This is a genomic window from Pseudoalteromonas sp. SM9913 (genome assembly GCF_000184065.1).
In the GTDB taxonomy this organism is placed as follows: Bacteria; Pseudomonadota; Gammaproteobacteria; order Enterobacterales; family Alteromonadaceae; genus Pseudoalteromonas; species Pseudoalteromonas tetraodonis.
The window spans coordinates 86,688-112,219 of record NC_014803.1; the positions used below are offsets into that span (position 1 = coordinate 86,688).

Here is a 25,532-nt window from a genome sequence, read left to right on the forward strand (position 1 = left end):
AATGAAAAAATTACTACCGGCATTAATCACCAGTTTACTGTTAAGCAATTATGCATTTGCGGATGAAAACCCTGTTACGGCTACACAATTAAGTGAACATGTTTACGTGTTATTTGGTCAAGGCGGTAACATTGCCGCAAGCGTGGGGGATGATGGCATTTATATTATTGACGATCAGTTTGCCAAGCTTTCCGACGATATAAAAAAAACCATTAGCGACTTAAAGCCAGGCAGTGCCGAGTTTGTAATTAATACCCATCATCATGGTGACCATACTGGTGGTAACGAGAACTTTGCCAAAGCGGGCGCACATGTGATTGCTCACGACAATGTGCACAAACGCTTAAAAGAAAAACATGGTGAGGGTTCTGATTACTTACCGCGTATTAGTTTTGGCCATGATTTAAAACTGCACTTTAACAATGAGCATGCGCATGTTGTGCACTACTCAAATGCACACACAGATGGCGACTCGGTTATCTTTTTTAGTAACGACAACATAGTGCACATGGGCGATATATATTTTAACTTTGGAAGCTTACCTTTTGTTGATGTAGATAGTGGCGGTAGTGTTGATGGTGTTTTAGCGGCGGTTGATGATGTGATCAAACAAATTGATGAAAAAACAACCGTTATTCCAGGGCATGGCCCGATAAGCGACCGTTCAGGGCTAATGACGTATCGTAAGCTGGTACAAAAAGCGAAAGATGTTATGCTTAATGCTATGCAAAACGATGCCAGTTTAGAGCAAGTCCTCAAAGCCGATCCATTATCAGAACTTGGCCTTGAATATGCAAACTGGTTACCAAAAGAGCGTGTAACCACCCTTTTTTATCGCAGTTTAAAGTAGCGCCTAGCGCGAACCATAACGCATAAACCTAATTAAGCTGAGCATTTGTTCAGCTTTTTTGATTTTTACGTGCCTAAAGGAGTTGTATATGTCGGCAGAAAAAACCCATCTTGAAATTTGTAATTTAAGCAGAGAACAATACCCACAAATTAAAACCTTGATGGACGAAGCGTACCCTGATTTAGGCGGCGCATGGCCAAGCCATACAATTTTTAGACTTATAGATCAGTTCCCTGAAGGGCAAATTGGTATTGTTGATGATGGCGTGCTGGTGGGTTTAGCGCTGAGTGTCCAAGTAGATTATGCACGTTTTTCAAACCCGCACACCTATGAAGATATTGCTGATGGCCATGACCGTGTATTTAGTGATACCACAGGTGACGCGCTATATGGTTTAGATGTTGCTATTAGTGAGCAGTACCGAGGCATGCGATTAGGGCGTCGTCTTTATGATGCCCGTAAAGAATTATGTCGCCAATATAACTTACGCGCTATTTTAGCGGGTGGCCGCATTCCGCGTTATTACAATCACAGCAACGATATGACGCCAATGGAATACATTGCCAAGGTGGATCAAAAAGAGATATACGATCCAATATTGAGCTTTCAATTAGCTAACGATTTTCAGGTAAAGCGTTTACTTAAAAAGTACCTTCCAGAGGATCAAGAATCAGTAGGTTATGCCACGTTACTTGAGTGGAATAACATTATGTTTGAGCCAACCGATACCGTTATTGAGTCGACTAAATCAATTGTACGTGTAGGGGCTGTGCAGTGGCAAATGCGCTGTGTTGAGTCGGTTGAAGAAATGCTTAAGCAAGTTGAATATTTTGTTGATACGGTGTCTGATTATAAAAGCGACTTTATTTTATTTCCGGAGTTCTTTAACGCGCCACTGATGGGGTTAACTGAGCAAAGTAATCAAACCGAAGCCATTCGTTATTTAGCTGAATACACTGAGACATTTAAAAACGCGATGTCGCGCATGGCAATTGAGTACAACGCGAATATTATCACCGGCTCTATGCCGCTTGCCGAGGGGGATAAAATCTATAACGTGAGTTACCTGTGCCACCGCAGTGGCAAAATAGATGAGCAACGTAAAATTCATATCACCCCGCATGAGCATAATGATTGGGTGATTCAAGGCGGTGATAAAATAGCGGTATTTGAAACCGATGCCGGTCGCGTAGGGATTCAAATTTGTTACGATGTAGAGTTTCCAGAGTTGTCGCGTATTTTAGCAACCCAAGGGCTTGATATTTTATTTGTGCCATTTTGGACCGACACCAAAAATAGTTATTTACGTGTTCGCCACTGTGCACAAGCGCGCGCTATTGAAAACGAATGTTATGTGGTTATCGCAGGTTCGGTGGGTAATTTACCCGAAGTAGAAAGTTTAGATGTACAGTACTCGCAATCTGCTGTTCTTACACCGTCTGACTTTTCATTTCCACACGATGCCACACTAAATGAGGCCACCACCAATACCGAAATGCTATTATTTAGCGACTTAGATATGGACAAGTTAAAAATACTTCACAGTGAAGGTACCGTGCGTAACTTAAAAGACCGCCGCAGTGATTTATATGAAGTGATATTGAAAAAGAGAGATGTTTAATGGCGTGGATGTACTTAATAATTGCAGGGTTACTTGAAATTGGTTGGCCAATAGGCTTAAAAATTTCTCAAACCCCTGAAACTCGTTGGCAAGGCATTGCAATTGCAATCGCGTTTATGGTCGCAAGTGGCTTTATGCTTTGGTTAGCGCAAAAGCAAATCTCTATGGGGACTTCTTATGCGGTATGGACGGGTATTGGCGCAGCAGGTACGTTTTTAGTTGGTATATTATTTTATGGTGATGCAGCCACTTTTGGCCGTATTGCTGGTGTATTAATGATTATTTGTGGTGTCATCACCTTAAAAATTAGTCATTAATTGTTAGATTAAAAAACAAGCGCAGATTTATACCTGCGCTTTTTTTAACTACTTGGCAGCATAACCAATATGGCAGCCACTGCAATCAGCACTAGCCCCGCACTGTCTTGGCGCTTTAGCGGCTGCTTTAGCCATAAAATAGAGATTAACATGGTAAAAAATACTTCTATTTGACCGAGCGTTTTTACATAGGCGACATGCTGTAAGCTCATGGCACTAAACCAGCCTACGGAACCTAAGCAGCTAAATACACTCACTGCACTTGTCATTTTCTTATATTGATACATCATTTTAAAGGTATGGCGCTCTTTTAAAGCAATGTATATACATAACATCAGTGTTTGCAAGCTAATAATCAGTAACAAAACCCACGCTGGTGCATAAGGAAAAGCTATACCCGAGCTTAAACTTGCTTCGCGGATCCATGACGATGACAACGCAAACGAAGTACCGCAAGCAAGCCCTGTTAAGGCGGTTTTTAAGCTAAAATGTTTCACATTCGCAATGCCGCTTAATAGCAATACAGCGAGTGCGCCAATAAATACACCAATCCAACCTAAAAATGAAAGCGCCGAACCAAAAAATAGTAACCCTAATATCGCCGCCATTAGCGCTTCGCTTTTAGCAAGGCCGGCGCCTACTGCAAAATTGTTCATTTTAAACAACTTCACCATGAGCCCTGTGGCAATAATTTGCACTATGCTGGCTCCAATAATATAGCTAATAAATAAAGGATTAAATGAAGGGAGAGGCGCATCTTGGTAATAATAAAGCGCATATAAATACAGCCCTGCAATAGGGCTTGCGACAATAAAGCGGGCTAGAGTAACGCCAGCAACGCTGACATGAGCGCTTAATTTGCTTTGCAGCGCATTACGCCATGACTGCATAAATGCGGCAAAAATAGTGAGTAAAATCCAAATCATCTTAAATAACATACAAAAAAGTGGAGAGCTAATTTAGCAGTACTCTGGCATTAAAGCGACCATCAAAAAGGCATAATGAATATTCATCACCTGCGACAATTTGCCACAGTGACGCACTGCTTAAATCGGCTATAGTGTGAGGGATGTTACTGCTAGCCGCCAGAGCCCAGGTTATTTATATTTGGCGGCTTTTTTCTATTTGCTGTGTTATTTTGGGTCATAAATAATAACTCGAGAATTATAATGACGATTTTATTGGTTTGCGCCTTAATTGCAGTGATCATGCCTTATGTTGCGAGAATCCCAGCTATTATAGAAATGAATAAGCTCGGTGGTTACGATAATAAACATCCGCGGCAACAACAAACACAACTTACAGGACTCGGAGCACGGGCGCTGGCTGCTCATCAAAACTGTTTTGAATCGTTAGCGGTTTTTGCCGTTGCTTTGGCTGCTGTATTAGGCACAAACAATGTTAATGCCGTAACCGAAACTTTAGCGATGACGCATATTGTAGCGCGTATTTTATTTTGTACTTTTTATTATTTAAACCTCGATATTATTCGCTCGATCACTTGGCTGGTAGGAATAGGCACCGCTATTGGCATGATCGCCGTCAGTTTATAACGAGAATAAGCAAAAACCACAAAGCAAGCAGCCTAAAAGGGTGCTTGCTTTATAGTCTTAAACACCTATTCCCATTAATGCGATATGTTAACCCGCTCTATTAAATCACTTTTTGTAACTGTACTGTTGAGTGCAAAATCAAGTTGTATTAGTACGTTTTGTTGTCCCATTGATGAAGGTGTATATTGCCATTGCATAAGTGCTCTTTTTGCTTCTTTGTTAAAGACTGCTTCTGGTTCAGCTTTTACAACATTAATGTTAGCTGTTTTGCCTGCTGGGGTTATGTCGTATTTTAATACCACCGAACCGCTAATGCCTTGTTCCGCCGCTTGTTTTGGGTAAAGCGGTTCGATTCGCATTACGGGAGCGATAGATGTTTCTTTTTTAGCTGATGCTTCAGGTTGCTTTGCTACAGCTAAGCCACTGAGCAAGCTCGCAGCGATAAGTAACACGCTTCCTTTTGCTAGGCGCGAATGTGCGCCGTTATGTTTGATATTAGTAAGTCGTTGTAACATGGTTTTTTTATCTCCGTAGTGTGAATAAGCCATCAGACCCGCTGGCGCATTGGCAGCGCAGTTTATTAAGGCTTTGCTGTATAAAATTTGTTGCTGTGTGGTTTTATTGCTTAGTACCCGTTCATCACAAGTTAGCTCCTGCAAACGTCTACAGCTTGCGTAAGCCATCCAAGCCAGAGGGTTAAACCACAATAAAATTGTAGCCAGTAATAGCACCGCATTTATAAGGTTGTCTTTGCGCTTTATATGCACGTTTTCGTGCTCTAGAATAAGCGCCAGAGTAGTATTATCAAACTGAGTATTATAATTGTGCGGCAATACCAGTTTGCTATTAAAAACACCAATGACCATGGGCGTAGCCACCTGAGCACTGGTATAAGTTTTTACTCCGGTTATTACCTGCTTAAAGTTCGCTAATTCAGTGAGCTGTAGGCCTTTAACAAATCGGGTATGGGTAACAACAGCGGCAATTAATAAGACCGTGGTAATAATGACATACAGTAGCGCCCAACTAACACTTAAACCGTTTGTAAGTACCTGATTAGGCGTAATTAAATGGTAACTAATGCCGCTATTTTGCAGTGGCTTAATTGCACTAGGTAAATTAGCCAACAGAACTGATACAGGTATTAACCAAGCTAATTTATACACAAAGCGTGAACCAAGGGTTTTTAAGCCAAAGCGCTCCAGTAAAACAAACCCTGCAAACAACAGACTTAATAATAGCTGCTGCTCAATGAGCCAATTAAATCCTATTTGAATCGCCATGCTAACTCCTTACTTTTGATTCTTTTCCCAGTCATCAATGACTTTTTTAAGCTCGTTTATATCTTGCTGAGAGAGTTGCTCCGATTTAGCGAAGCCACTTACCAAAGGGGCAATACGACCACTAAAAAAGCGCTCTATGAAGTTCTTACTCTCTTTTAAAGTATAATCAGCACGCTTTATACAGGGGGTGTAAATATATTGGCGGCCGTCTTTTTCAAAGCTAAGCGCGCCTTTTTTTACTAAACGACCCAATAAGGTTTTAATGGTTTTTTCGTGCCATTGTTTATCGTCACTTAAACGCTCAATAATTTGGCTGGCTGTGGCGGGGTAGTTAATCCAGAGTGCATCCAGCACTTCAAATTCTGCTTTTGATAATTCGATCATTTTATTGCCTACAAGTGTAATCTTTTATTTAAGACTACGCCTGTAATCTATTTTTGCAAGTTTATTTTTTGTTTTTTAATCACGCTAAAGGAAGGGGATTAGTGTGAGCTTATTGGCTTAAAATATCGTTTTTGTTAATTTTTATAAAGTGGTTTTCTGGGAGGTTTAAATTATCTAATAGTAATTCACTGATCTGTACGCGGTATAAATCAATGACTGTGTAGCCACAGTAATGCGCCATTTTACGTATTTGCCTGTTGAGCCCTTGTTTTAAAACAATACTAAATTGATTACTCGCTATTTTAACTACTTCACAAGGTCGTGTTATTTGCTTATCAACGGGGACGCCTGCCGCCATTTTTTCACAAAAATGCGCGTCTAATGGTTTATTCACAGTGACTAAGTAGCGTTTAGGTTGATGAAAGTCTGGATGAATCAGTTGATTACAAAAGTCTCCGTCGTTGGTCAAGATAATTAAACCACGAGAATCTTTATCAAGGCGGCCAATAGGGTAAACACGGGTAAGTTGAGGCAGGTGATGAATAAGGCTGCTGGGGTCGTGATGATTGAGTTTACAGTCAATCCCTACCGGTTTGTGATAGGCAAAGTACACTAAATCGGCTGGGCCTTTAATGGCGTGACCATTAACGATAACACGGTCGTTTTCGTCCACATGATCAATATGATTAGCGGGGCGATTATTAACGATGACAACGCCTTCATCAATCAAGCGCGACGCTTGTTTTCGTGAGCAAATACCGGCATGAGCAATGTATTTAGCAAGTCGAATTTTTGTATCCATAATGCCGTGTAATTAAAAAATATTGATCGCGATTATAGCAAAGCTGCGTATTGATTACTTGGACAGTTAATTTAACAGTAGGTAGGTTACTATGGGTATTCAATTTTCAGAACTAAAAAAGCATCAGCCATTACAAAAAGTGGTTGTTCATTCACTGGAAATGGCCTTGTACCAAGTGTCTGTTGTCATTAATAATGTTGAATACTATGTACAAGAAAGTAATGGTGAATTTGTGAAGGCACTAAGCCCATTACATATTCAAAAACGCTTTGAAGATATCGCCTATGCACAAATGATGCTAAGGCACACCAGTGCTTATGATGAAATGTGTGGTCAACCAGAAAAAATTTCCAGTAATATGCTCGAAGTGCCCTTTGGGCAAAACAACCTGTTTTAATATCAGGTATTTGCTAATATAGGTCTATTTGGAATCATCCAATGTACCTATTACATCCCGATAATTCTGAGCAATTAAATCAAGCACTGCGCGCGCACATGCTTGAGTTTAATGCTCAGCACTTCGACGCACAGCGTCAACCTCTTGGCTTTAAATATCTCGATAAACAAGGTGAGTTAGTTGCAGGCATAAGCGGTCATGTGTTTGGTAACTGGTTGCTAATAAGCTGGCTATGGTGCGATGAATCTGCGCGGGGCAGTGGTTTGGCCGATTCGTTATTAATGTCATTAGAACACGCGGCGATTGAACAAGGCGCTGCTCAGGCTCAGCTTGACACCTTAGATTTTCAAGCCAAGCCTTTTTATGAAAAACGGGGTTACCAAGTTAAATATCAACTTGATAATTACCCACTTAATGGCACTCGTTACTTTATGGAAAAACCGCTAATAGTGGCTAAATAACGCTGATTGGAGCGTTATTTTTTTGCTGTTAATGGCGTACCATCAAAGGTAATACCTAAAAATGGGGTGGCTTCAGGCGCTAACATAAAGGTGCGAATATTCATGTGATCGTCTGCATCTGGGTTGTTTAGTACGTCTTCGCGATAAAATGCCCCAAAACAATCTAATGTATTTTGCTTACTAAGACCATTGAGCTTAGCAAACGCAAAAATTTTGCATGAACCGTTATTTTCACTCGCAGAGCTCAATAACCCATGGTTACTAAAACTGCACGCTGTAAAAGTATAATGCTCATCAATAACGGCCATAGTATCAGCAAAAGCAATGCTTTTAGGCTCATTCGCGAGCGTTGTTAAGTAGTTTGTGAGCGTCATACGCTGTCCTTGTTATTATAAGATATTGTTAAGTAATTACCCCTAACCTATCTTATGATTGATTTATATTCAATTGAGCCAATAAAACAAGCATAGTTTATTTACCAATTAAGTGGGTTAACGCATGAATGTTGGTTATTTCAATATCAGCAAGTCCTTTGTAGGCATAGGCTTGTGCTTGATTATTTAACCACACAGACTGGCAGCCAGCGTTATTAGCACCTTGCACATCGCTATCAAGGCTGTCACCTATGTGTAAAATTTCACTGTTGTTAATACGCAAATGTGTTGCAGCTTGATCAAATAAGGTCGTATGTGGTTTAGCTTTACCGTGCAAGCCAGCTTGCAGCACCAGTTCAAACTTATCTTTTAAATTAAAACGCTCAACCTCTACATTACCGTTAGTAATGGCAATTAATTTGTAGTGCTGGCTTAGTTTATCGAGCAATGTTAGTACGTCTTCGCTCACTTCAATATTACTGCGCGCATCAGCAAATGCTTGATAAGCACTGTGTGCATGATGCTCTACTTCATCGTCTTTAAAACCAAGCTCAGACAAAACTAAGCGTAGGGTATGTTTACGCCACTGAGTGACGTTATCAATGAGTTCAGGTTGGTGTTGAACAACTCGCTCACGGCATTGTTGCCAAAACTGTGGCCCCTGTTTTTTGTAGCCTGGCAGCGCATTTAAATAATCAATTTGCGCCTGAACGGCTGCGGTTATGATTGGGCGGTTGTCGTATAAGGTGTCGTCTAAGTCAAAGCTTAGTACAGAAAAAGGAGAAATTGCGCGATTAAATCGGATCATGGTTATTACCCTAATCGGTTCGTTTTTTAGCACGTGGATGGGTGTTGTCGTACACCTTAGCCAAGTGCTGAAAATCTAAATGAGTATAAACTTGGGTTGCAGATAAACTACTGTGGCCTAATAGCTCCTGTACTGCTCGTAAATCGCCAGACGATTCTAAAATATGCGACGCAAATGAGTGGCGTAATTTATGCGGATGCACTTGTGAGCTTATACCTTGTTTAATGCCCCATTCTTGCATTCGCAAACGGACTTGGCGCACAGAGATACGGTTTTTTTTACTACTTAAAAATACCGCGTGTTCGTCTGCGCCCATAAATAGCGGCCGAACCGCGAGCCATTTCTTTAATGCCTCAAGGGCCTTAGAGCCAACCGGTATTAGCCGTTCTTTTGCACCTTTACCACGTACCAGTATTTCACCATTACGGGCGTTTATATCCTGCATGTTAGCACCAACTAACTCGCTAATGCGCAGACCTGATGAATACATGAGTTCCATCATGGCTTTATCTCGAATGGCAAGTGGATCGTCATCGGGGATTTCGAGTAAACGTGCCATTTGGTCAACATCAAGATTTTTAGGTAAAGGCTTGGCAAATTTAGGGCCTTTTATCCCTTGCGCGGGGTTATGGTAATGCGGTTGCTCAGTAATATTTTTTGCTTTTAAAAACTTATATAAACTTCGAATGCAGCTTAGCTTTAAGCTGATTGTTCTGCCGCTCAGTTGCTTAGCGCGCAGCGCCATGCTGTAACGGCGAATGTGCTCACTTTGTACGGCAAACCAATTGTCGCATAGCTTATTAAAATACAAGGCGGCAAAACCTAATTGGCTAACATATTGATTGACGGTGTGCGCTGAATACTGGCGTTCAAATTTTAAGTAATCACTAAATAATGTAATGGGTGTACGCCAGCTATCGCTTAAGTCGCTAATATTTGGCGTGTCGTCGCTCATGCCAGTTCCAGTAACCGTATTTGTAATGAGCGTACAAAATCTAACACAAATAAGTTATCTTGTGAGGGCTCAAAGTGGTTCTCATCGTGGCTGCCAAAAGCCAAAATAGCATAAGGGTTAGTGGGTTCACCAATTAAATACAGGGCAGTCGATTGGGTATCATCATTAAAGAGTAAGTCGCGCTCTTGCTGATTTACCCGCCCTAAATAATGATTACTATCTGACAATCTATGCTTTACTAAGCCCTCAAACGTGCTGTCGTATCTTACGAGTTTGCACTCATTAATAGTCGGGCTCATGCAAATAATGTTGCGTAAGTTACTTGCCAAAGTATTAAAGTCATAATTGCTCCAAAGCTGACGATGGCATTGACTGAACAAGCGGTACACGAGTTCATTTTGCGTGGCATGCTTGGTCATCGTCTCGATTTGATGTTTTAACTGAGTATTATGTTCACGTAGTTGACGTTGCTGAATATGTACTAACGAAGTCGCCCCCTGAACTTGCTGTTGTAACTCAAGTTGCGCTAATAGCGCAGGTTGATTTATTAAAAAATCAGGGTGCTGTTGTAAGTAATCTATTACTTGCTGTTTAGTTAATTCACTCATAGTGCAACTTGCCCATCAAATACATGTTCAGCGGGGCCTGTCATACGCACTGGGTGGCCTTCGCCACTCCAGCGAACTTGTAAGCTACCGCCTGGTAAATCAACTTGCACTGTGCTGGTGAGCTTGTTTTGAATAAAGCCAATCACCATAGCGGCACACGCACCGGTACCACAAGCAAGTGTTTCGCTTACACCACGTTCCCACACTCTGAGTTTAATGTGTTCTTGAGAAATAACCTGCATAAAGCCAATATTTGCGCGCTGTGGAAAACGTTCATGATTTTCAAGCAACGGGCCAAGGGTACTCACTTGTGCCGTTTCAATGTCGTCTACTTCCATGACGCAATGCGGGTTACCCATAGAAACAGCACCACTAAAAACGGTATGTTCTTCTGCACGAATAATATAAGTCAGCTCACGTTTGGTTGCTTTAAGCGGGATTTTACTCGGCTCAAAATTAGGGTGTCCCATGTTAACCGTTACTTGGCCGTCTTTTTCAATATACAGGGTGAGGTTACCCGATTTAGTTGAAACGCTAATTTTATGTTTATTGGTTAAGCCTTTCATGCGCACAAAGCGGGCAAAGCAACGGGCGCCGTTACCACATTGTTCTACTTCGTGGCCGTCGGCATTAAAAATCCGATAGTGAAAATCGAGATCGGGTGAGTAAGGGGCTTCAACCATCAGTAATTGGTCAAACCCAATGCCGAAATGGCGATCGGCCAGCTTTTTGATTTGATCACGGGATAAAAAAACGTTTTGTGTAATATTATCAATCACAACAAAGTCGTTACCTAAGCCGTGCATTTTGGAAAAATTAACTAACATAGCGCTCTAATTCGGTTTTGCTCTGCGCTAATCATGCCACAGAGCAGCTAGGTAACAAAAACGTTTATGGTAAAATTTTCTCACCTTGGTACAGGCTCTCGATGGTTTCGCGTTCGCGAATAAGATGATGTTGCTCACCATCTACCATTATTTCGGCAACCCGTGGGCGTGAGTTATAATTTGAACTCATTGTAAAGCCGTATGCTCCAGCGCTACGCTGCACTAATAAGTCACCTTGTTTGAGTGCTAGAGGGCGGTCTTTACCTAAAAAGTCACCGGTTTCACACACCGGCCCAACTACATCATAGTTGTGGGTAGGTGTTTCGTCATCACGCACCGATACAGGAATAATTTTTTGCCACGCTTGATAAAGTGATGGGCGCAACATGTCGTTCATACCCGCATCAACAATCGCAAAGTACTTGTCTTGATTTTGCTTAATAAACTCAACCTGAGTCACTAAAATCCCAGCGTTGGCGGCAATAGCTCGCCCTGGTTCAAAAATCAGTTCAAGGTGGCGATAATTAGTAAGGCGCTGTGTTACTTGTGCTGCATACTCACTCGGGTGGGGAGGCTGTTCGTCGTTGTAGGTTACGCCAAGGCCTCCACCAATATCTAAATGGCTTAACTCAATACCTGCATTTTTTAACTCATCAATTAATGCCAGTAGTTTATCAAGCGCCTCTAAAAACGGTTTGGTTTGTGTCAGCTGTGAGCCAATGTGACAATCAACCCCAACTATATTTAAGCCAGGTAACGACGCAGCATGTTGGTACACACTTAACGCGGTTTCGATACCAATGCCAAATTTGTTTTCTTTTAGGCCAGTAGAAATATACGGGTGTGTTTTAGCATCAATATCAGGATTAACACGAATAGAAATTGGCGCGTCTAGATTAAGCTCACACGCTACTTCTGAAATGCGCTCAAGCTCTGAGATTGATTCAACGTTAAAACATTTAATACCTAATTCTAACGCATAAGCAATTTCGTCAGCGGTTTTAGCAACCCCAGAAAACACCACTTTATTGGCTGCGCCTCCCGCTTTGATGACCCGCGCGAGCTCGCCTTTTGAAACAATGTCAAAACCCGCACCAAGTCGCGCCAGTATATTTAATACTGCAATATTTGAATTTGCTTTAACGGCGTAGCACACTAGGCTTTTATGATCTTGAGCTGCATTGGCAAACGCTAAATAATGGCGTTCAAACGTCGCTCTTGAATACACATAACACGGTGTACCATAGTGCTGTGCAATCGTTGCTACGCTGACATCTTCAGCAAATAGTTGGTTGTTTTTATAATTAAAAAAATCCATTTACTGCTCCTGTTTTTGCTCAATAGGTGTTTGCTTGTTGGGGGTGTCTGTTGGCTGATTTTGTTCAGTAGGCTGCTCTGGTAAGTACAGCGGGCCGCTTTGACCACAGCCAGCTAACGCACACAACAAAACGGTGCTGATTAATAGTTGTTTTAATTGTAAGGTATATGTCGCTTTCATTAGATTAATACGGTTGCTGGCTTTATAATCGCAGAGTAACAGAATATCTAAAAAATGCAGCTATTCGCGGATGATTTTATTCCTGTTACACTAGCTGTACAAACATGCACCCATTATTTAGGCGTCTTGCCTGCAAAGGAAATTAACGATGACTGATCACGAATATCACCAGTTAGCAGAAGCTCTTATGTTCACAATTGAAGAACAAGTTGATGATTGTGAAGCAGATTTAGATTATGAATCGGCTCAAGGTATTTTAGAAATTATTTTTCCAGATCGCAGTAAAATTGTGATTAATAAGCAAGCACCGTTGCATCAAGTGTGGGTGGCAACAAAATTTAATGGTCACCATTTTGAAATGCGTGATGGTCAATGGATTGATAACCGCTCAGGCGCAGAGTTTTGGAGTTTCATCAATGAAGCGTCAACACGTCAAGCGGGTCAAGAAATTAAGTGGCAATCATCGCTATGAGTTTAGAGTTTGTTCAATACCCAGCTCAGGGGACGCATAAAGCCACGGTTATTTGGTTACATGGTTTGGGTGATTCAGGTGATGGTTTTGCCCCAGTAGCGCCACAGCTCGATTTACCCAGTGAACTAGGTGTGCGTTTTGTATTTCCGCATGCGCCTATGCAGGCTGTTACTATTAACGGCGGTATGCAGATGCGCTCATGGTATGACATTAAATCGATGGATTTAGACAAACGTGCAGATGAACAAGGGGTTAGGGAGTCTGCAGCAAAAGTTGAGCAATTAATAACGCAAGAAATTGCTAACGGCATACCGGCGAACAAAATTATTTTAGCGGGATTTTCACAAGGTGGCGTCATATCGCTACATTTAGCCCCGCGTTTAGAGCAAAAGCTTGCTGGCGTTATGGCACTATCAACCTATATGTGTGTGCCACATAAATTGGCTGATGAAGCAAAGCAAACACAGCTAAATATATTTATGGCTCATGGGAGCCAAGATGACGTTGTACCGCATAGCGCGGGTAGAAGTGCGTTTGAAGTATTATCAACGCATAACATGGATGTGAGTTGGCAAGAATACCCTATGGGGCATCAGGTTTGTACACAAGAGTTACAAGCTGTGCGCCAATGGTTAATTTCTCGCTTAAGTTAGTTTAGGAGCCGCTGAGGGTCAAAATGAGTCAAAAAATAGTAATAACAGCAAATGTAAAACGTGAACCACAGGTTAGCGAACCCAGCGTGAGCTATGAGTGGCATTGGCGTCGGATTGTGAGTATTTCTATGTTGGTGATTATGACCTCTGCAGCGGTTATTTACGGCCTGTCTAGCGCTGTGAATGCTGATCAAGGGGCGCCGCATCCTAATGAGCAGTTCGATTCTACTGAGCAACAAATAGCAATTGTGTCGTTAAGCGATGATACTGCAGCATCAGCAGAGAGTGAAAACGCAACAGATGCTGATGAGGAGCTGCTGAGCAGTGTCGCAATTGCAGCACCTAAAATCCTTTCCCCAGATGAGCAAAAACCAGCTCCTATTACCGAACAAGTAACAACAGAGCCTGAAGTTCAACAAAGTATTATTGAGCAAGAAGTAGAGCCAACGCTCACTGCTGAGCCTGAAGAAGCAGCCATGGCTGCAACAGATAACCAAACGCCTGAAACCGAAACGGCCAGTGAAAAACAGGCTGAGCAAAAAGTATTTGCTGAATCAGCACAAGTTGCGAGTGTGGCCATTGGTGCCAAAATAGATACCGCTACTATTAGCCGAGCCGTATTGACGCGCAGTGTGAGTAATCGTGAACCAACCAATGTATTTGCCGCCGATGTGCGTTTAGGCCAATTTGAAGAATCATTGTCATTTTTTAGTGAGCTTAAAAACTTACAAGGTCAGCAGGTAAAGCATATTTGGTTATTTGAAGGCGAAGTGATGGCGGAAGTGTCGCTCAAAGTTACTTCTCCGCGCTACCGAACTTACTCAACTAAAAATATTATGGATTCCCAGTTAGGGAATTGGCGCGTTGATGTGGTTGATGAGCGAGGTTTACTCATTGCGCAAAAAGAATTTAGAATTTTAGCTGATTAAATCGCCCTCAGATAGAACAGGTTTTAATCCTGGAAGGTCAACAGACCCCAGTAATTATTGATGGATATTTTATGACTGAAAAAACAAAGTTAGTTCGCATTGCTACTCGTAAAAGTGCATTGGCACTGTGGCAGGCTGAATTTGTAAAAGCGCAGCTAGAGCATTTTCACGATGACGTGCGTGTAGAGCTGGTGCCTATGTCGACTCAAGGTGACATTATTTTAGATACACCACTGGCTAAAATTGGTGGTAAAGGCTTATTTGTAAAAGAACTAGAACAAGCCATGCTTGATGGGCGAGCAGACATTGCAGTGCATTCAATGAAAGACGTGCCAGTCGAATTTCCAGATGATTTAGAGTTACACGTTATTTGTGAGCGTGAAGACCCGCGTGACGCGTTTGTCTCAAATAATTTTGCCAATATTGATGCGTTACCGCAAGGCGCCATTGTTGGCACCTCAAGTTTACGTCGCCAATGCCAAATCAGAGCGTTGCGTCCAGATTTAGAAATTCGTGACTTACGTGGCAATGTAAATACACGTTTAGCAAAGCTTGATAGTGGTCAATACGATGCGATTATACTCGCAGCGGCTGGGCTAATTCGTTTAGAAATGGGTGAACGTATTCGTGACTTTATTGAGCCAGAAGTGTCGTTACCTGCTAATGGTCAAGGTGCTGTCGGTATTGAATGCCGTATAAATGATGAAGTTACTAAAGCCTTATTAGCTCCGCTGGAGCACAGTGAAACTCGTATTCGTGTTAATGCCGAGCGCGCAATGAACCGCCACTTAGAAGGGGGCTGCCAAGTTCCGATTGGTGCTTATGCATTGGTTGATGGTGAGCAAGTGCATTTACGTGGTTTAGTTGGGGCGATTGATGGCAGCGAAATTTTACGCGATGAAATTAGTGGGCATGTTGATGATGCGGAAAAATTAGGAGTTGAGCTGGCTAAAAAACTCTTAGCACAAGGCGCAGATAAAATCCTTGCTGACGTATATCGAGACGCATAATGAAACACATCTTGATAACTCGGCCCGAAGGAAAAGGCGCAGCCCTTGCACAGCAACTTGAGCAAGCGGGTTATCAAGCGTCTTTATGTCCTGTTCTAAAAATAACGTATTTAACCCCAACCAGCGTTGAGCTAAGCCCGTTGGTTAATGCCGACAAAATTATTTTTGTTTCGCAAGATGCAGTACATGCACTGAGTGCGCTTAAGCCTGCAATTAACACCAAAGCGCAGTTTTATGGTGTTGGCCAACAAACTGCCGACACCATTTATGAAGTATTTGGTGTACGTGCTGCTTTGCCAAAACAACATGATTCTGAGGGGTTGCTGGCGCTTAAGTCATTGGCTGAGGTTGATGGCAGTAATATCGTGTTGGTTAAAGGCATTGGTGGGCGGCCTGAGATAGCAAAAACCTTAAAACAACGCGGTGCTTTTTTAAATAATTGTGTGGTGTATCAGCGCGAGCCGGTAGCGCAACAATCCGCTGACTGGATAGACCACTGGCAAAGCCAGAATGTACACGGTATAGTCATTACTAGTAATGCCGCCGTTGATGCCATTTTTAATACCCTTACCGCGGCGCAACTAACATGGTTACAACAGTGCGAATTTTATGTTGCCAGTGAGCGTATTGGCGATTATTTACAACAGCAAAAAATAAATTCGACACATATACATACTGCGGCAGGGGCTAGCGACCACGCTATGTTTGCCTGCATTAATCAGCAAGGTAGCAAAATGAGTGAACAGTCAGCGACGTCAAAAGTAGAAAAAGCAGCAGCGCAACCAATAGCCAATAACACGTCTAATACCGCTAAAAACGACACTGCAAAAGCCAATAATCAAACGCAAAATAATACCCATAAAGTGAGTAAGGTGGGGAGTTTAGCGTTGGTGATTTCGTTACTTGTTGCCAGTGGCGTGGGTTATGAGTTTTATCAAAAGCTCAATGCCGGTAAAGTGCAAAATTTAGCGGTTAATGCATTATCAGAGCAAAATAAGATATTGCAGCAAGAGCTGCAAGCGCTTAAGTCTGAGCAACTCAGTCTTCAGCAAGCGTTACAAAAGAGCGAAGAGCAAACTGCTATGGCGCTTAATGAAAACTCTGTAAAAAATCAGCAAGCATTAAAAGCAGCACTGCAAAAAGTGCAGCAAAGTGGTAACACATTAAACCCACAAGAAGTGACCAGCTTACAACGCATGGCTGAATTTAAATTGTGGGCTGAACAAGATTATCAAGGCACAAGTGCAGTGCTTAAACGTTTAGATTCACTTTTAAGCGACCACCCAGGCACGCTTGAATTGCGCCAAGCAATTATACAAGACATACAAACGCTCGATAGCATTAAACCCGTTGCGACAGAGGCGATTTACTTACAGTTAAATAGTGTTAGAGATCGTATCGATAACTTGGTATTTAATGCGGTTAATTTGCCAGAAGAAGCGTCAGTAACTGACGAAAACGCGCTCTCTGAAAATATGAGTGATTGGCAGCAAAATATCCGAAATAGCTGGAATAAAATAGTTGATAGCTTTATTACAATTCGCCATCACGAAGGGGTATTAATAGAGCCGCTATTAACTGATAGAGAGCGCCACCTGATTAATCAGCGCATAAAGCTCAATATTACTCAGGCGCAAGATGCACTAATGAGCAAGCAAGCCAGCATCTATTTTAGCGCCTTAAACGACACAAAACGTTTAGTTACTGAATACTTTAAGCAAGATGATAATGCCACAAAAGTGGTACTACAAACTTTAGTAAACCTTGAAAAAGAGCCGCTTAACTTTAACCCTGAGGTGACATTGCAAAGTACTCAGCAAGTTAAGGAGTGGGCACAATGATAGGGTTGATCATTTTTATTGTCGCTATTGTATTGGTATTAGCGATCACTCCTTTCGTGTTAGATGAAAAAGGCTATGTACTGATTTCATTTAATAACACCACCATAGAAGGTACGATTGTTTCGTTTTGTATTATGGCGGCACTGAGCGCAGCAGCTTTGTATTTAACTTACAAACTCGTACGCTACTGTTTATCTATTTACAGAAATACCAAACATGGATTTTTTGCTCGCAGCCAAGAGCGCAAGCATGCAGCTATAGAGCAAGCACTTTGGAGTTTGATTAATGACGATTACGCGCAAGTGGAAAGCGCGTTATCAAGTAACAGTGTGCCAGCTAAATTTTTAGACATACGTTTGGCGTTACTAGCAAAAGCTGCACTGGCAAATAATCAACCCGATAAAGCGCTGGAATACTTGTTTGAAATAAGCCCTGAGCAGCAACTAAAAGTGGCTAAACTATGGTTAGCCAGTGGCGACAGCAGTGTTATTGAACCGCAAATACGGATGGCGGCTGAATCTAAAAAAGCCACGGTACTTGAGCTTAAACTGTACACTGAAGTGTTGGTGCAACAGCAGCACTTTAAAATATTAGAAGACTTTTTACCGCGCTTATTACGTAAAGATGCATTGAGCGATAAGCAGTGGCAGCAGGTGTTTTTAGCTTATTTTGCTGCTCAAGCGAGTGATGAGCTAACCAGTAAGTACCAGCAATTAGGTAAGAAATTGCAAGCACATGCGCACACTGCGTACTTAACTCAAATGGCAAAAACAGGGCAGTTGGCGAGTATTGAAAACGAGTTAAATAAAATGCTCAAACACGCTAAGCACCACACTGAACTTGCCGACATTTTACGTGAAGCTGCGCCAAGTAATGCTTACAAGCTGCAATCAAGCATTCAAGAACGGTTGAAAAAAGACGAGCACAATAACGCGTTATTATTAGCGCTGGCGTGTTTAGCGAATGCCCAAGGTGATTATGATTTAGCTGCACGAGTATTCGACAAAGCGCTTAATAGTGATAACAAATCACAGTATCGACAACAAGCTATACTAAGCTATAAACACAGCGCACAATTAGATAAGGCGCTTGTGCTCTATCAATAATGGATTATATTTTATAAATCAATAATTAAAAGCGCAGGAGCGAAGGCTATGAAAAATGTGTTTACACTCTCTTTTAGTCTTGCATGCGCTTATTTTTTTACTGGTTATCTTAGTAATTTATTACTCGCAGTTGACGGTTATGCCGTGGCTTCTTGGCCACCTGCAGGCATTGCACTAGCCAGTTTTTTATTATGGCGCCATCGCGCTTACTTAGGCATTATTGCTGGTTCTTTACTGATTAATTTAATTCATTTAGACCATGTTACAGATATTTTAAACTGGCAAATTTTGTTACATGCAGTGGGCCTCAGCTTCGCTGCTTTTTTGCAAGCATGGCTTGGCGCGCAAATAATTACAAAAGTAATAAAAGCCCCTCTAGACCTTTCATCGTTAAAATTAAGTATTCAAAGCTTAGTAATTGCAGGTCCTGTCTGCTGTGTTATAGGCGCTATTGCTGGCACGAGTTTATTAGTATTTAACCAGATCATCCCTGCTGCGAATGCGCTGGATAATTTTACTACTTGGTGGATAGGTGACAGCATTGGCGTATTAATTTTTACCCCATTGCTATTAGCTGTATTTCACTATTCTGAAATGCGCCATCGACTACAAGTTATTGTTCCTGCATTACTTATTTATGCGATTATTAGTATTAGTTTTTATGGTGCAGCGAGTGTAAAAAAACAAAAAGACACTCAAAAGCAAGAAACGAAAGTGCTTGCGACTCAAAGCGCTATAAATCAAAAGTTAGATGAGATCATTGCGCATCTATCTTTATTAAGTGGTTTTTTAGCAAATAGTGAAGACGTTAGTTTTAGTGAGTTTACGCAGTTTACAGCTAAACAATTAAGCTACAGTGAAGAAATACTTGCTTTTAAATGGGTTCCTGCGATTACTGATGATTCTCGTGCCGAGTATCAATCATGGATTGAGCAAGTTGATAGCGAAAACCCGTTTATCAAACAAAAATCAGCGAATGGGCAATGGCAAAAAGCCCCCTATCGAGAGCTCTATTACCCCGTAAAATATATAAACCCACTTAGGGGAATGAAAGATATTGTTGGGTTTGATTTAGGTTCAAACGAGCAAGTACGCACAGCACTCACTAAATCTAAAGTACTTAATGAATTGGTGATCAGTGAACCGACAGCACTGATACCGAATAACGATGGATTAAGTGTACTCTTTATGTATCCCGTTTTTGGAAATGTGGTAACAGAAGGCGATTTTAAAGGATTTGTTGTTGCCGTGGTTAGCTTAGCTAAACTTTCTAAGTCGCTGTCGTTTGACTCTAATGAGCGTATTGCGATTAGTTTTTTTGATATTAATAATGCTGAAAAACAGCAGGCACTTTATATTGCAGAGCATCATTCTATGGTGTTACTAAAAAAATATCAGTTGTTAATTGGTCAGCGAATGTGGCGCGTTGAGCTGCATCAACCCGTTTTAAAATCATCGTGGTTCATATACTGGCTAGCGCAAATAGTGGGTATGTTATTTGTGTGGTTGTTGATTATATTTTTGATCTCTGTGACGGCTACCAATATTCGGATTCGCGAACAAGTGGCAAAGCAAACACTCACGCTACGCCAAGAAAAACAAAAGGCCGATGAAGCCAGCGCTATAAAAAGTCAGTTTTTAGCCAACATGAGTCATGAAATACGCACGCCAATAAATGGCATAAAGGGTATGCACTATCTAGCGCTACAACAACAGGATTGGCAGCAAGCAAAAGGCTATATAGAGCAAGCTGATGGTGCTCTAAGTGTATTATTAAGAGTGTTAAACGATGTACTCGACTTTTCTAAAATGGAAGCCGGTAAACTTGAGTTAATGCAAGAGCCTGTGAACCTCAAGCAATTAGCCGAGGACATCGTCGGTTTAATGCAATTTGAGGTGGAGAGTAAATCGCTTTCTTTAAAATTAGAGTATGACAGCGATGCGCATTTAATTCTCAATACCGATCCTATTCGTTTAAAGCAAATTCTGCTTAATTTATTAAATAATGCAGTAAAATTTACCGCAAAGGGCTGTATTACGTTAAAGATTTGGCAATCATCAAAAATGACATATTTTAGTGTTAACGATACCGGGATTGGCATTAGCTCTGCAGCTCAAAAACAGCTTTTTAAACCCTTTTCTCAAGCAGATAGCTCAACGTCACGTCAGTACGGTGGTACTGGTTTAGGTTTGAGTATTTGTAAAAAATTGGTCGAATTGATGGGAGGGGCTATTGATTTAAAAAGCAGTGAGGGGCATGGATCTACGTTTACTTTTAGCTTACCAGTTCATTCATCGCTGCCAAAAGCCAAATACAGTGCTGATGCTTTATCAAAAATTGATGTGAGTAATATTTCTTTAGAAAAATATCAATTACTTATAGTGGAAGACAACCCATTAAACCAACATGTTGTAAGTGCTATTTTAGAAACTAAACACGGTATTGCTGATATCGCAAATGATGGCTTAGAAGCGATTGCGATGCTTAGCGAAAAAAACTACGACCTAGTATTAATGGATATTCAAATGCCTAATATGGATGGTTTACAAGCAACAAAAGTGATTCGTAATGAGTTAGGTTTTTTTGATTTACCTATTATTGGTTTATCCGCCAACGCTCACGAACAAGACGCTCAAAAAGCGATTGCCTCTGGAATGGATAGCTACATGACCAAGCCTATTGAAGCTGATGAGCTATTTAAAACGCTTTGGTATTATTTATCTCGCTTAGATAAGTAACACGTATTTTTGTACAAAAGGCAGACATAAGACCTCCAAGCGCCATTTTAAATATTCTACACTTGAAATATTACTGTACCTGCGTATCATTCGCGCAATTTTAACTCAACCGAGTAGCTACTATGATTAATAGAAAAATACCTTTGCTAGATATTCACCGTCACTTAGATGGGAATGTACGCGCGCAAACCATACTAGAACTTGGTCGTCAGTTTAATATAGCTTTACCAGCAGATAATGTTGAGGCACTTATTCCTCATGTTCAAGTTATTGATCCTGAGCCAAACCTAATGGCTTTTTTACAAAAGCTTGATTGGGGGGTCACGGTACTGGGTGATTACGATGCCTGTAGACGAATTGCAATAGAAAACATTGAAGATGCACAAGCGCAAGGCCTTGATTACGTAGAGCTACGTTTTAGCCCTTACTACATGGCACAAAGCCAAGGTTTACATCCTCAGGGCGTTGTTGAAGCCGTGGTCGATGGTATTAAAAGTGCAACAAAAGATGCTGATATTAAAGCAAACTTAATTGGTATTTTATCTCGTACTTACGGTGTTAAAACCTGTCAACACGAGCTGGATGCTTTACTTGCTTTTAAAAATGATTTGGTCGCGGTTGATTTAGCGGGTGACGAAATTGGTTACCCTGGTGAACTGTTTGTTGATCACTTTAAACAAGTACGCGATGCATATTTAGCGGTTACTGTGCATGCTGGCGAAGCATTGGGTGCTGCAAGTATTTGGCAAGCATTAAACGAGCTTGGCGCAAGCAGAATAGGGCATGGCGTTAAAGCGATTGAAGACTCAACGCTAATGGATTATTTACGTGATAACCGTATTGGTATTGAATCGTGCTTAACCAGTAATATTCAAACCAGCACAGTGAATGATTTAACTAAGCATCCGCTTAAACAGTTTTTAGATCATGGCATTTTGGCCAGCATTAATACCGATGATCCGGCTGTTGAAGGGATTGAAATTGAGTACGAATACACAACTGCAGCGCCACAAGCTGGTTTATCGCAAGCTGATATGGAAAAAGCGCAAGCCAATGCACTTGAGATTGCGTATTTAAGTGATGCAGATAAACAGGCACTCAAAACCAAAGTCGCACAGCGTTAATCACCTGTACTATAAAAAAATGCCACTGTTTACAGTGGCATTTTTGTTTATATGTGAGTTTGACAGCTAACGTAATTATCATAAAGTGCTTTTAAAATATCGGCACGGCTGATCATGCCAACTACAACGTCACCATCAACCACAGGATAATTCTTTGGCTTACCGGGTTGCATTTGTTCTGCTAATTCCATGATATTGGTATCACCGCTGACCGTCACAACTTCTGTTTGCATCAACTGCGATACTTTTACCATACCGTCACAAAAATAACTGCTTTGCATTAGGGGTTTAAGAAGCTCTTGCTCAGAAATAAAACCTACTAGCAACTTGTTATCGTCAAATACTGGGGCACCAAGCAATTTAAATTTTTGTAGTTCTGCAATGGCGGTCGTCATTTCTGTATTAGGGGTGATATGAGGCAACTTGTGTTGCATAAAATCTTTTACTTTTGTATTTAGCATTTAGGTTTCTCCCGCTGAATGTTCTATACAAAGTATGGTTTATAGATTGGATTTTAGGAAATTGTTTATGTTGATGAGTTTAATAGGTAATAACAATCATCGCAGCGGTAATGGCGGGCAATAAAAACAATTAAGGCACCCTAAGGTGCCTTAAAAATGATGCATTTTCTGTTATTTTATAAAAGCAAATGCATCCGCGTACATGTTTTCGCGAATGGCACCGTGGCTAATAAAGTCATCGCGCACTATGCCTATCATGTCAAAACGACCTGCCATGTAAATATCGTAAGGTTCAAGCGAGATGATATCGTCCATTACCGCTTTATGCACATAACCAGTATGGCCAGTCCAGCTGTCAGTAGGATTTTCTACCACAGGAATAAATTCGAAGTGCTTATGACTATCTGCCCAAGCTTTCATTTCGCTGTGTGCATACAGCGCAGACTCTTCTTTAACACCCCAATAAAATAGCACTGGGCGCTGACAATTTATTTCAGCAAGGTGATCGGCCATTGATTTTGCGTAAGAGAAGCCTGTGCCGCCAGCAAGTAAAATAATGGGGCGCTCGCACTGCAAACGTAGTTGAGAAACACCTAAGCCCGCTTCAATAGTCACTGTTTGATTATTATTGTGGGCACTACGAAGGTGCTCTAGCGATTGCATAGCATATGAGTCAGCAACTGAAGCACCAATATGTAATTCTAAAGCATCCGTTTGTGAAGGACGGCTTGCAATTGAAAACGCACGTTTATCTTTTTCACCTAAAACCAATTGTAAATATTGGCCAGCTTCAAATGTGACGGGTTGCTGCGGCTTTAAAATAACTTTATGAACAAATTCTGTTAGTGGACTGATAGAAACAACGTCAGCGTGTAATGTTTGCATGTTTTACCTTAAATTAGCGGATACGCACTTTATTTGAGCAATAGTAGCATATCCGCAGGGTGAGTTTATAGCCTAGACCAAAGTCGTTAAAGAATACCTAGGCTATCCCAAAGTTCATCAACGCGATCTTTAGTGGCTTGATCCATAACAATAGGTTCGCCCCACTCACGGGTTGTTTCGCCAGGCCATTTGTTGGTTGCATCCATGCCCATTTTTGAACCAAGGCCAGAGACAGGCGATGCAAAGTCTAAATAGTCTATTGGCGTGTTTTCAATTAACGTGGTGTCGCGTGCAGGATCCATACGGGTAGTAATAGCCCATATTACATCGTTCCAATCTCGGGCGTTAATGTCATCGTCGCAGACAATAACAAATTTAGTGTACATAAACTGTCGTAGGAATGACCAAACCCCCATCATTACGCGCTTGGCGTGCCCGGGGTATTGTTTTTTCATCGTAACCACGGCCATACGGTACGAGCAGCCCTCTGGCGGTAAATAAAAATCAACGATTTCTGGAAACTGTTTTTGTAAAATTGGCACAAATACTTCGTTTAAAGCCACCCCTAAAATAGCTGGCTCATCAGGCGGACGACCCGTAAAGGTACTGTGATAAATAGGGTCTTTACGATGAGTAATATGAGTGACTGTCATAACGGGAAAGTCATCGACTTCATTATAGTAACCCGTATGGTCGCCATAAGGGCCTTCAGGTGCCATTTCACCTGGCATAATATGCCCTTCAAGCACGATTTCTGCGCTGGCCGGTACTTGTAAATCATTCGAAATAGACTTAACCACTTCCGTTTTACTGCCACGCAATAAACCGGCAAAAGCATATTCGCTTAATGTATCGGGGACCGGAGTAACCGCCCCTAAAATTGTGGCAGGATCAGCCCCTAATGCCACTGATACCGGATACGGCTCACCAGGGTGTTCTTTGCACCACTCTTGAAAATCAAGCGCGCCACCACGATGAGATAACCAACGCATAATAATTTTATTTTTGCCAAGTAACTGCTGGCGATAAATCCCTAAATTTTGACGCTTTTTATAAGGCCCTTTGGTAACGGTTAAACCCCAAGTAATTAAAGGCGCAGCATCACCAGGCCAGCAATGCTGAATAGGAAGCTTGGTTAAATCAACATCGTCACCTTGTAAAATAACTTGTTGGCAAGGCGCTTTTTTTACTTCTTTGGCTGGCATATTAAGGACTTGCTTAAATACCGGAATTTGTCCAAGGGCTTCTTTAATACCTTTTGGTGGCTCTGGCTCTTTTAAAAATGCCAATAACTTACCAACTTCACGTAATTCACTGACATCTTCTTGGCCCATGCCCATTGCTACACGCTTAGGTGTACCAAATAAGTTAGCTAGAACAGGCATGTCATACCCTTTCGGGTTTTCAAATAATAAAGCGGGGCCTTTAGCACGCAGTGTGCGATCGGCAATTTCGGTCATCTCAAGATACGGGTCGATTTCTTGGCTGATGCGTTTTAATTCGCCTCGTTTTTCAAGTAAATCGATAAAATCGCGTAGATCTTTGTATTTCATTGTGGGCCGTTACTTAGCAAA

The 25,532-nt window shown here is 41.4% G+C and carries 28 protein-coding genes; 14 read left to right on the top strand and 14 right to left on the bottom strand.

The window, feature by feature from the left end; all coding sequences use genetic code 11:
• The first annotated feature begins 1 nt into the window (after window position 1).
• From PSM_RS00410 to PSM_RS00420, 3 genes are all read left to right on the top strand, one after another.
• Complete coding sequence (locus tag PSM_RS00410; protein WP_013463711.1) at window positions 2–850, top strand: MBL fold metallo-hydrolase; 849 nt, start codon at window positions 2–4, stop codon at window positions 848–850.
• A gap of 88 nt (window positions 851–938) precedes the next feature.
• Entirely contained in the window at window positions 939–2,471 is a 1,533-nt protein-coding gene (locus PSM_RS00415; RefSeq protein WP_013463712.1) for a bifunctional GNAT family N-acetyltransferase/carbon-nitrogen hydrolase family protein, read from the top strand.
• Window positions 2,471–2,788 (top strand): DMT family transporter, encoded by a 318-nt coding sequence (locus tag PSM_RS00420; RefSeq protein ID WP_010392612.1) that lies wholly within the window; start codon window positions 2,471–2,473, stop codon window positions 2,786–2,788. The genes PSM_RS00415 and PSM_RS00420 overlap by 1 nt, the downstream gene beginning before the upstream one ends.
• Window positions 2,789–2,832: 44 nt before the next feature.
• Here PSM_RS00420 and PSM_RS00425 read toward each other — a convergent pair whose 3' ends face one another.
• Complete coding sequence (locus PSM_RS00425; protein ID WP_013463714.1) at window positions 2,833–3,714, bottom strand: DMT family transporter; 882 nt, start codon at window positions 3,712–3,714, stop codon at window positions 2,833–2,835.
• A gap of 243 nt (window positions 3,715–3,957) precedes the next feature.
• Between PSM_RS00425 and PSM_RS00430 the strand changes: the two genes are divergently transcribed.
• Window positions 3,958–4,341, top strand: coding sequence for an MAPEG family protein (locus tag PSM_RS00430; protein ID WP_013463715.1), 384 nt, complete (start codon window positions 3,958–3,960; stop codon window positions 4,339–4,341).
• 74 nt (window positions 4,342–4,415) lie between these two features.
• Here the strand turns inward: PSM_RS00430 and PSM_RS00435 are convergent, their stop codons facing one another.
• The 3 genes from PSM_RS00435 to PSM_RS00445 all read right to left on the bottom strand — a co-directional run bounded on the left by PSM_RS00435 (window position 4,416) and on the right by PSM_RS00445 (window position 6,810).
• Window positions 4,416–5,624: a M56 family metallopeptidase gene (locus PSM_RS00435; protein ID WP_013463717.1), complete on the bottom strand. Its 1,209-nt coding sequence runs from the start codon at window positions 5,622–5,624 to the stop codon at window positions 4,416–4,418.
• 9 nt (window positions 5,625–5,633) lie between these two features.
• A complete protein-coding gene (locus tag PSM_RS00440) occupies window positions 5,634–6,008 on the bottom strand; it encodes a BlaI/MecI/CopY family transcriptional regulator (RefSeq protein WP_013463718.1) in 375 nt (124 codons plus the stop codon).
• Between the two features lie 109 nt (window positions 6,009–6,117).
• Window positions 6,118–6,810, bottom strand: coding sequence for a pseudouridine synthase (locus PSM_RS00445; protein ID WP_013463719.1), 693 nt, complete (start codon window positions 6,808–6,810; stop codon window positions 6,118–6,120).
• Between the two features lie 91 nt (window positions 6,811–6,901).
• Here PSM_RS00445 and PSM_RS00450 point away from each other — a divergent pair, with 91 nt between their 5' ends.
• Window positions 6,902–7,207, top strand: coding sequence for a DUF6482 family protein (locus tag PSM_RS00450; RefSeq protein ID WP_013463720.1), 306 nt, complete (start codon window positions 6,902–6,904; stop codon window positions 7,205–7,207).
• Window positions 7,208–7,248: 41 nt separating this feature from the next.
• A complete protein-coding gene (locus tag PSM_RS00455) occupies window positions 7,249–7,668 on the top strand; it encodes a GNAT family N-acetyltransferase (protein ID WP_013463721.1) in 420 nt (139 codons plus the stop codon).
• Between the two features lie 14 nt (window positions 7,669–7,682).
• Here PSM_RS00455 and PSM_RS00460 read toward each other — a convergent pair whose 3' ends face one another.
• The 7 genes from PSM_RS00460 to lptM form a co-directional block, all read right to left on the bottom strand.
• Window positions 7,683–8,042, bottom strand: coding sequence for a HopJ type III effector protein (locus tag PSM_RS00460; protein WP_013463722.1), 360 nt, complete (start codon window positions 8,040–8,042; stop codon window positions 7,683–7,685).
• 97 nt (window positions 8,043–8,139) lie between these two features.
• Window positions 8,140–8,850: an HAD-IA family hydrolase gene (locus PSM_RS00465; protein WP_013463723.1), complete on the bottom strand. Its 711-nt coding sequence runs from the start codon at window positions 8,848–8,850 to the stop codon at window positions 8,140–8,142.
• Between the two features lie 10 nt (window positions 8,851–8,860).
• Window positions 8,861–9,805, bottom strand: coding sequence for a tyrosine recombinase XerC (locus tag PSM_RS00470; protein WP_013463724.1), 945 nt, complete (start codon window positions 9,803–9,805; stop codon window positions 8,861–8,863).
• Window positions 9,802–10,413 carry a DUF484 family protein gene (locus tag PSM_RS00475; RefSeq protein WP_013463725.1) on the bottom strand — a complete coding sequence of 204 codons (612 nt, stop codon included), beginning with the start codon at window positions 10,411–10,413 and terminating at the stop codon, window positions 9,802–9,804. Before PSM_RS00475 ends, PSM_RS00470 begins: the two co-directional genes overlap by 4 nt.
• A complete protein-coding gene (dapF, locus tag PSM_RS00480; protein ID WP_013463726.1) occupies window positions 10,410–11,240 on the bottom strand; it encodes a diaminopimelate epimerase in 831 nt (276 codons plus the stop codon). The genes PSM_RS00475 and dapF overlap by 4 nt, the downstream gene beginning before the upstream one ends.
• A gap of 64 nt (window positions 11,241–11,304) precedes the next feature.
• Entirely contained in the window at window positions 11,305–12,558 is a 1,254-nt protein-coding gene (gene lysA, locus PSM_RS00485) for a diaminopimelate decarboxylase (protein ID WP_013463727.1), read from the bottom strand.
• Entirely contained in the window at window positions 12,559–12,738 is a 180-nt protein-coding gene (lptM, locus tag PSM_RS00490; protein WP_013463728.1) for an LPS translocon maturation chaperone LptM, read from the bottom strand.
• Between the two features lie 148 nt (window positions 12,739–12,886).
• On the opposite strand from lptM, the gene cyaY reads away from it, so the two are divergent.
• From cyaY to add, 8 genes are all read left to right on the top strand, one after another.
• Window positions 12,887–13,210, top strand: coding sequence for an iron donor protein CyaY (cyaY, locus tag PSM_RS00495; RefSeq protein ID WP_013463729.1), 324 nt, complete (start codon window positions 12,887–12,889; stop codon window positions 13,208–13,210).
• A complete protein-coding gene (locus PSM_RS00500) occupies window positions 13,207–13,863 on the top strand; it encodes an alpha/beta hydrolase (RefSeq protein ID WP_041695561.1) in 657 nt (218 codons plus the stop codon). Before cyaY ends, PSM_RS00500 begins: the two co-directional genes overlap by 4 nt.
• A gap of 23 nt (window positions 13,864–13,886) precedes the next feature.
• Window positions 13,887–14,792 carry a DUF2914 domain-containing protein gene (locus PSM_RS00505; RefSeq protein WP_013463731.1) on the top strand — a complete coding sequence of 302 codons (906 nt, stop codon included), beginning with the start codon at window positions 13,887–13,889 and terminating at the stop codon, window positions 14,790–14,792.
• A 71-nt stretch (window positions 14,793–14,863) separates the two neighbouring features.
• Window positions 14,864–15,802 (top strand): hydroxymethylbilane synthase, encoded by a 939-nt coding sequence (hemC, locus tag PSM_RS00510; RefSeq protein WP_013463732.1) that lies wholly within the window; start codon window positions 14,864–14,866, stop codon window positions 15,800–15,802.
• Window positions 15,802–17,643 carry a uroporphyrinogen-III C-methyltransferase gene (locus PSM_RS00515; protein ID WP_013463733.1) on the top strand — a complete coding sequence of 614 codons (1,842 nt, stop codon included), beginning with the start codon at window positions 15,802–15,804 and terminating at the stop codon, window positions 17,641–17,643. The genes hemC and PSM_RS00515 overlap by 1 nt, the downstream gene beginning before the upstream one ends.
• Window positions 17,640–18,749: a heme biosynthesis HemY N-terminal domain-containing protein gene (locus PSM_RS00520; RefSeq protein WP_013463734.1), complete on the top strand. Its 1,110-nt coding sequence runs from the start codon at window positions 17,640–17,642 to the stop codon at window positions 18,747–18,749. Before PSM_RS00515 ends, PSM_RS00520 begins: the two co-directional genes overlap by 4 nt.
• A gap of 48 nt (window positions 18,750–18,797) precedes the next feature.
• Complete coding sequence (locus tag PSM_RS00525; protein ID WP_013463735.1) at window positions 18,798–21,488, top strand: ATP-binding protein; 2,691 nt, start codon at window positions 18,798–18,800, stop codon at window positions 21,486–21,488.
• Window positions 21,489–21,610: 122 nt separating this feature from the next.
• Window positions 21,611–22,612 carry an adenosine deaminase gene (gene add, locus PSM_RS00530; RefSeq protein WP_013463736.1) on the top strand — a complete coding sequence of 334 codons (1,002 nt, stop codon included), beginning with the start codon at window positions 21,611–21,613 and terminating at the stop codon, window positions 22,610–22,612.
• Window positions 22,613–22,659: 47 nt separating this feature from the next.
• On the opposite strand, the gene PSM_RS00535 is transcribed toward add, so the two are convergent.
• From PSM_RS00535 to ubiD, 3 genes are all read right to left on the bottom strand, one after another.
• Complete coding sequence (locus PSM_RS00535; RefSeq protein ID WP_013463737.1) at window positions 22,660–23,073, bottom strand: CBS domain-containing protein; 414 nt, start codon at window positions 23,071–23,073, stop codon at window positions 22,660–22,662.
• A 171-nt stretch (window positions 23,074–23,244) separates the two neighbouring features.
• Entirely contained in the window at window positions 23,245–23,958 is a 714-nt protein-coding gene (gene fre / locus PSM_RS00540) for an NAD(P)H-flavin reductase (protein WP_013463738.1), read from the bottom strand.
• An 86-nt stretch (window positions 23,959–24,044) separates the two neighbouring features.
• The gene (ubiD, locus tag PSM_RS00545; protein WP_013463739.1) at window positions 24,045–25,511 is read right to left on the bottom strand and encodes a 4-hydroxy-3-polyprenylbenzoate decarboxylase; all 1,467 of its coding nucleotides are present in this window, start codon (window positions 25,509–25,511) and stop codon (window positions 24,045–24,047) included.
• Window positions 25,512–25,532: the final 21 nt, after the last annotated feature.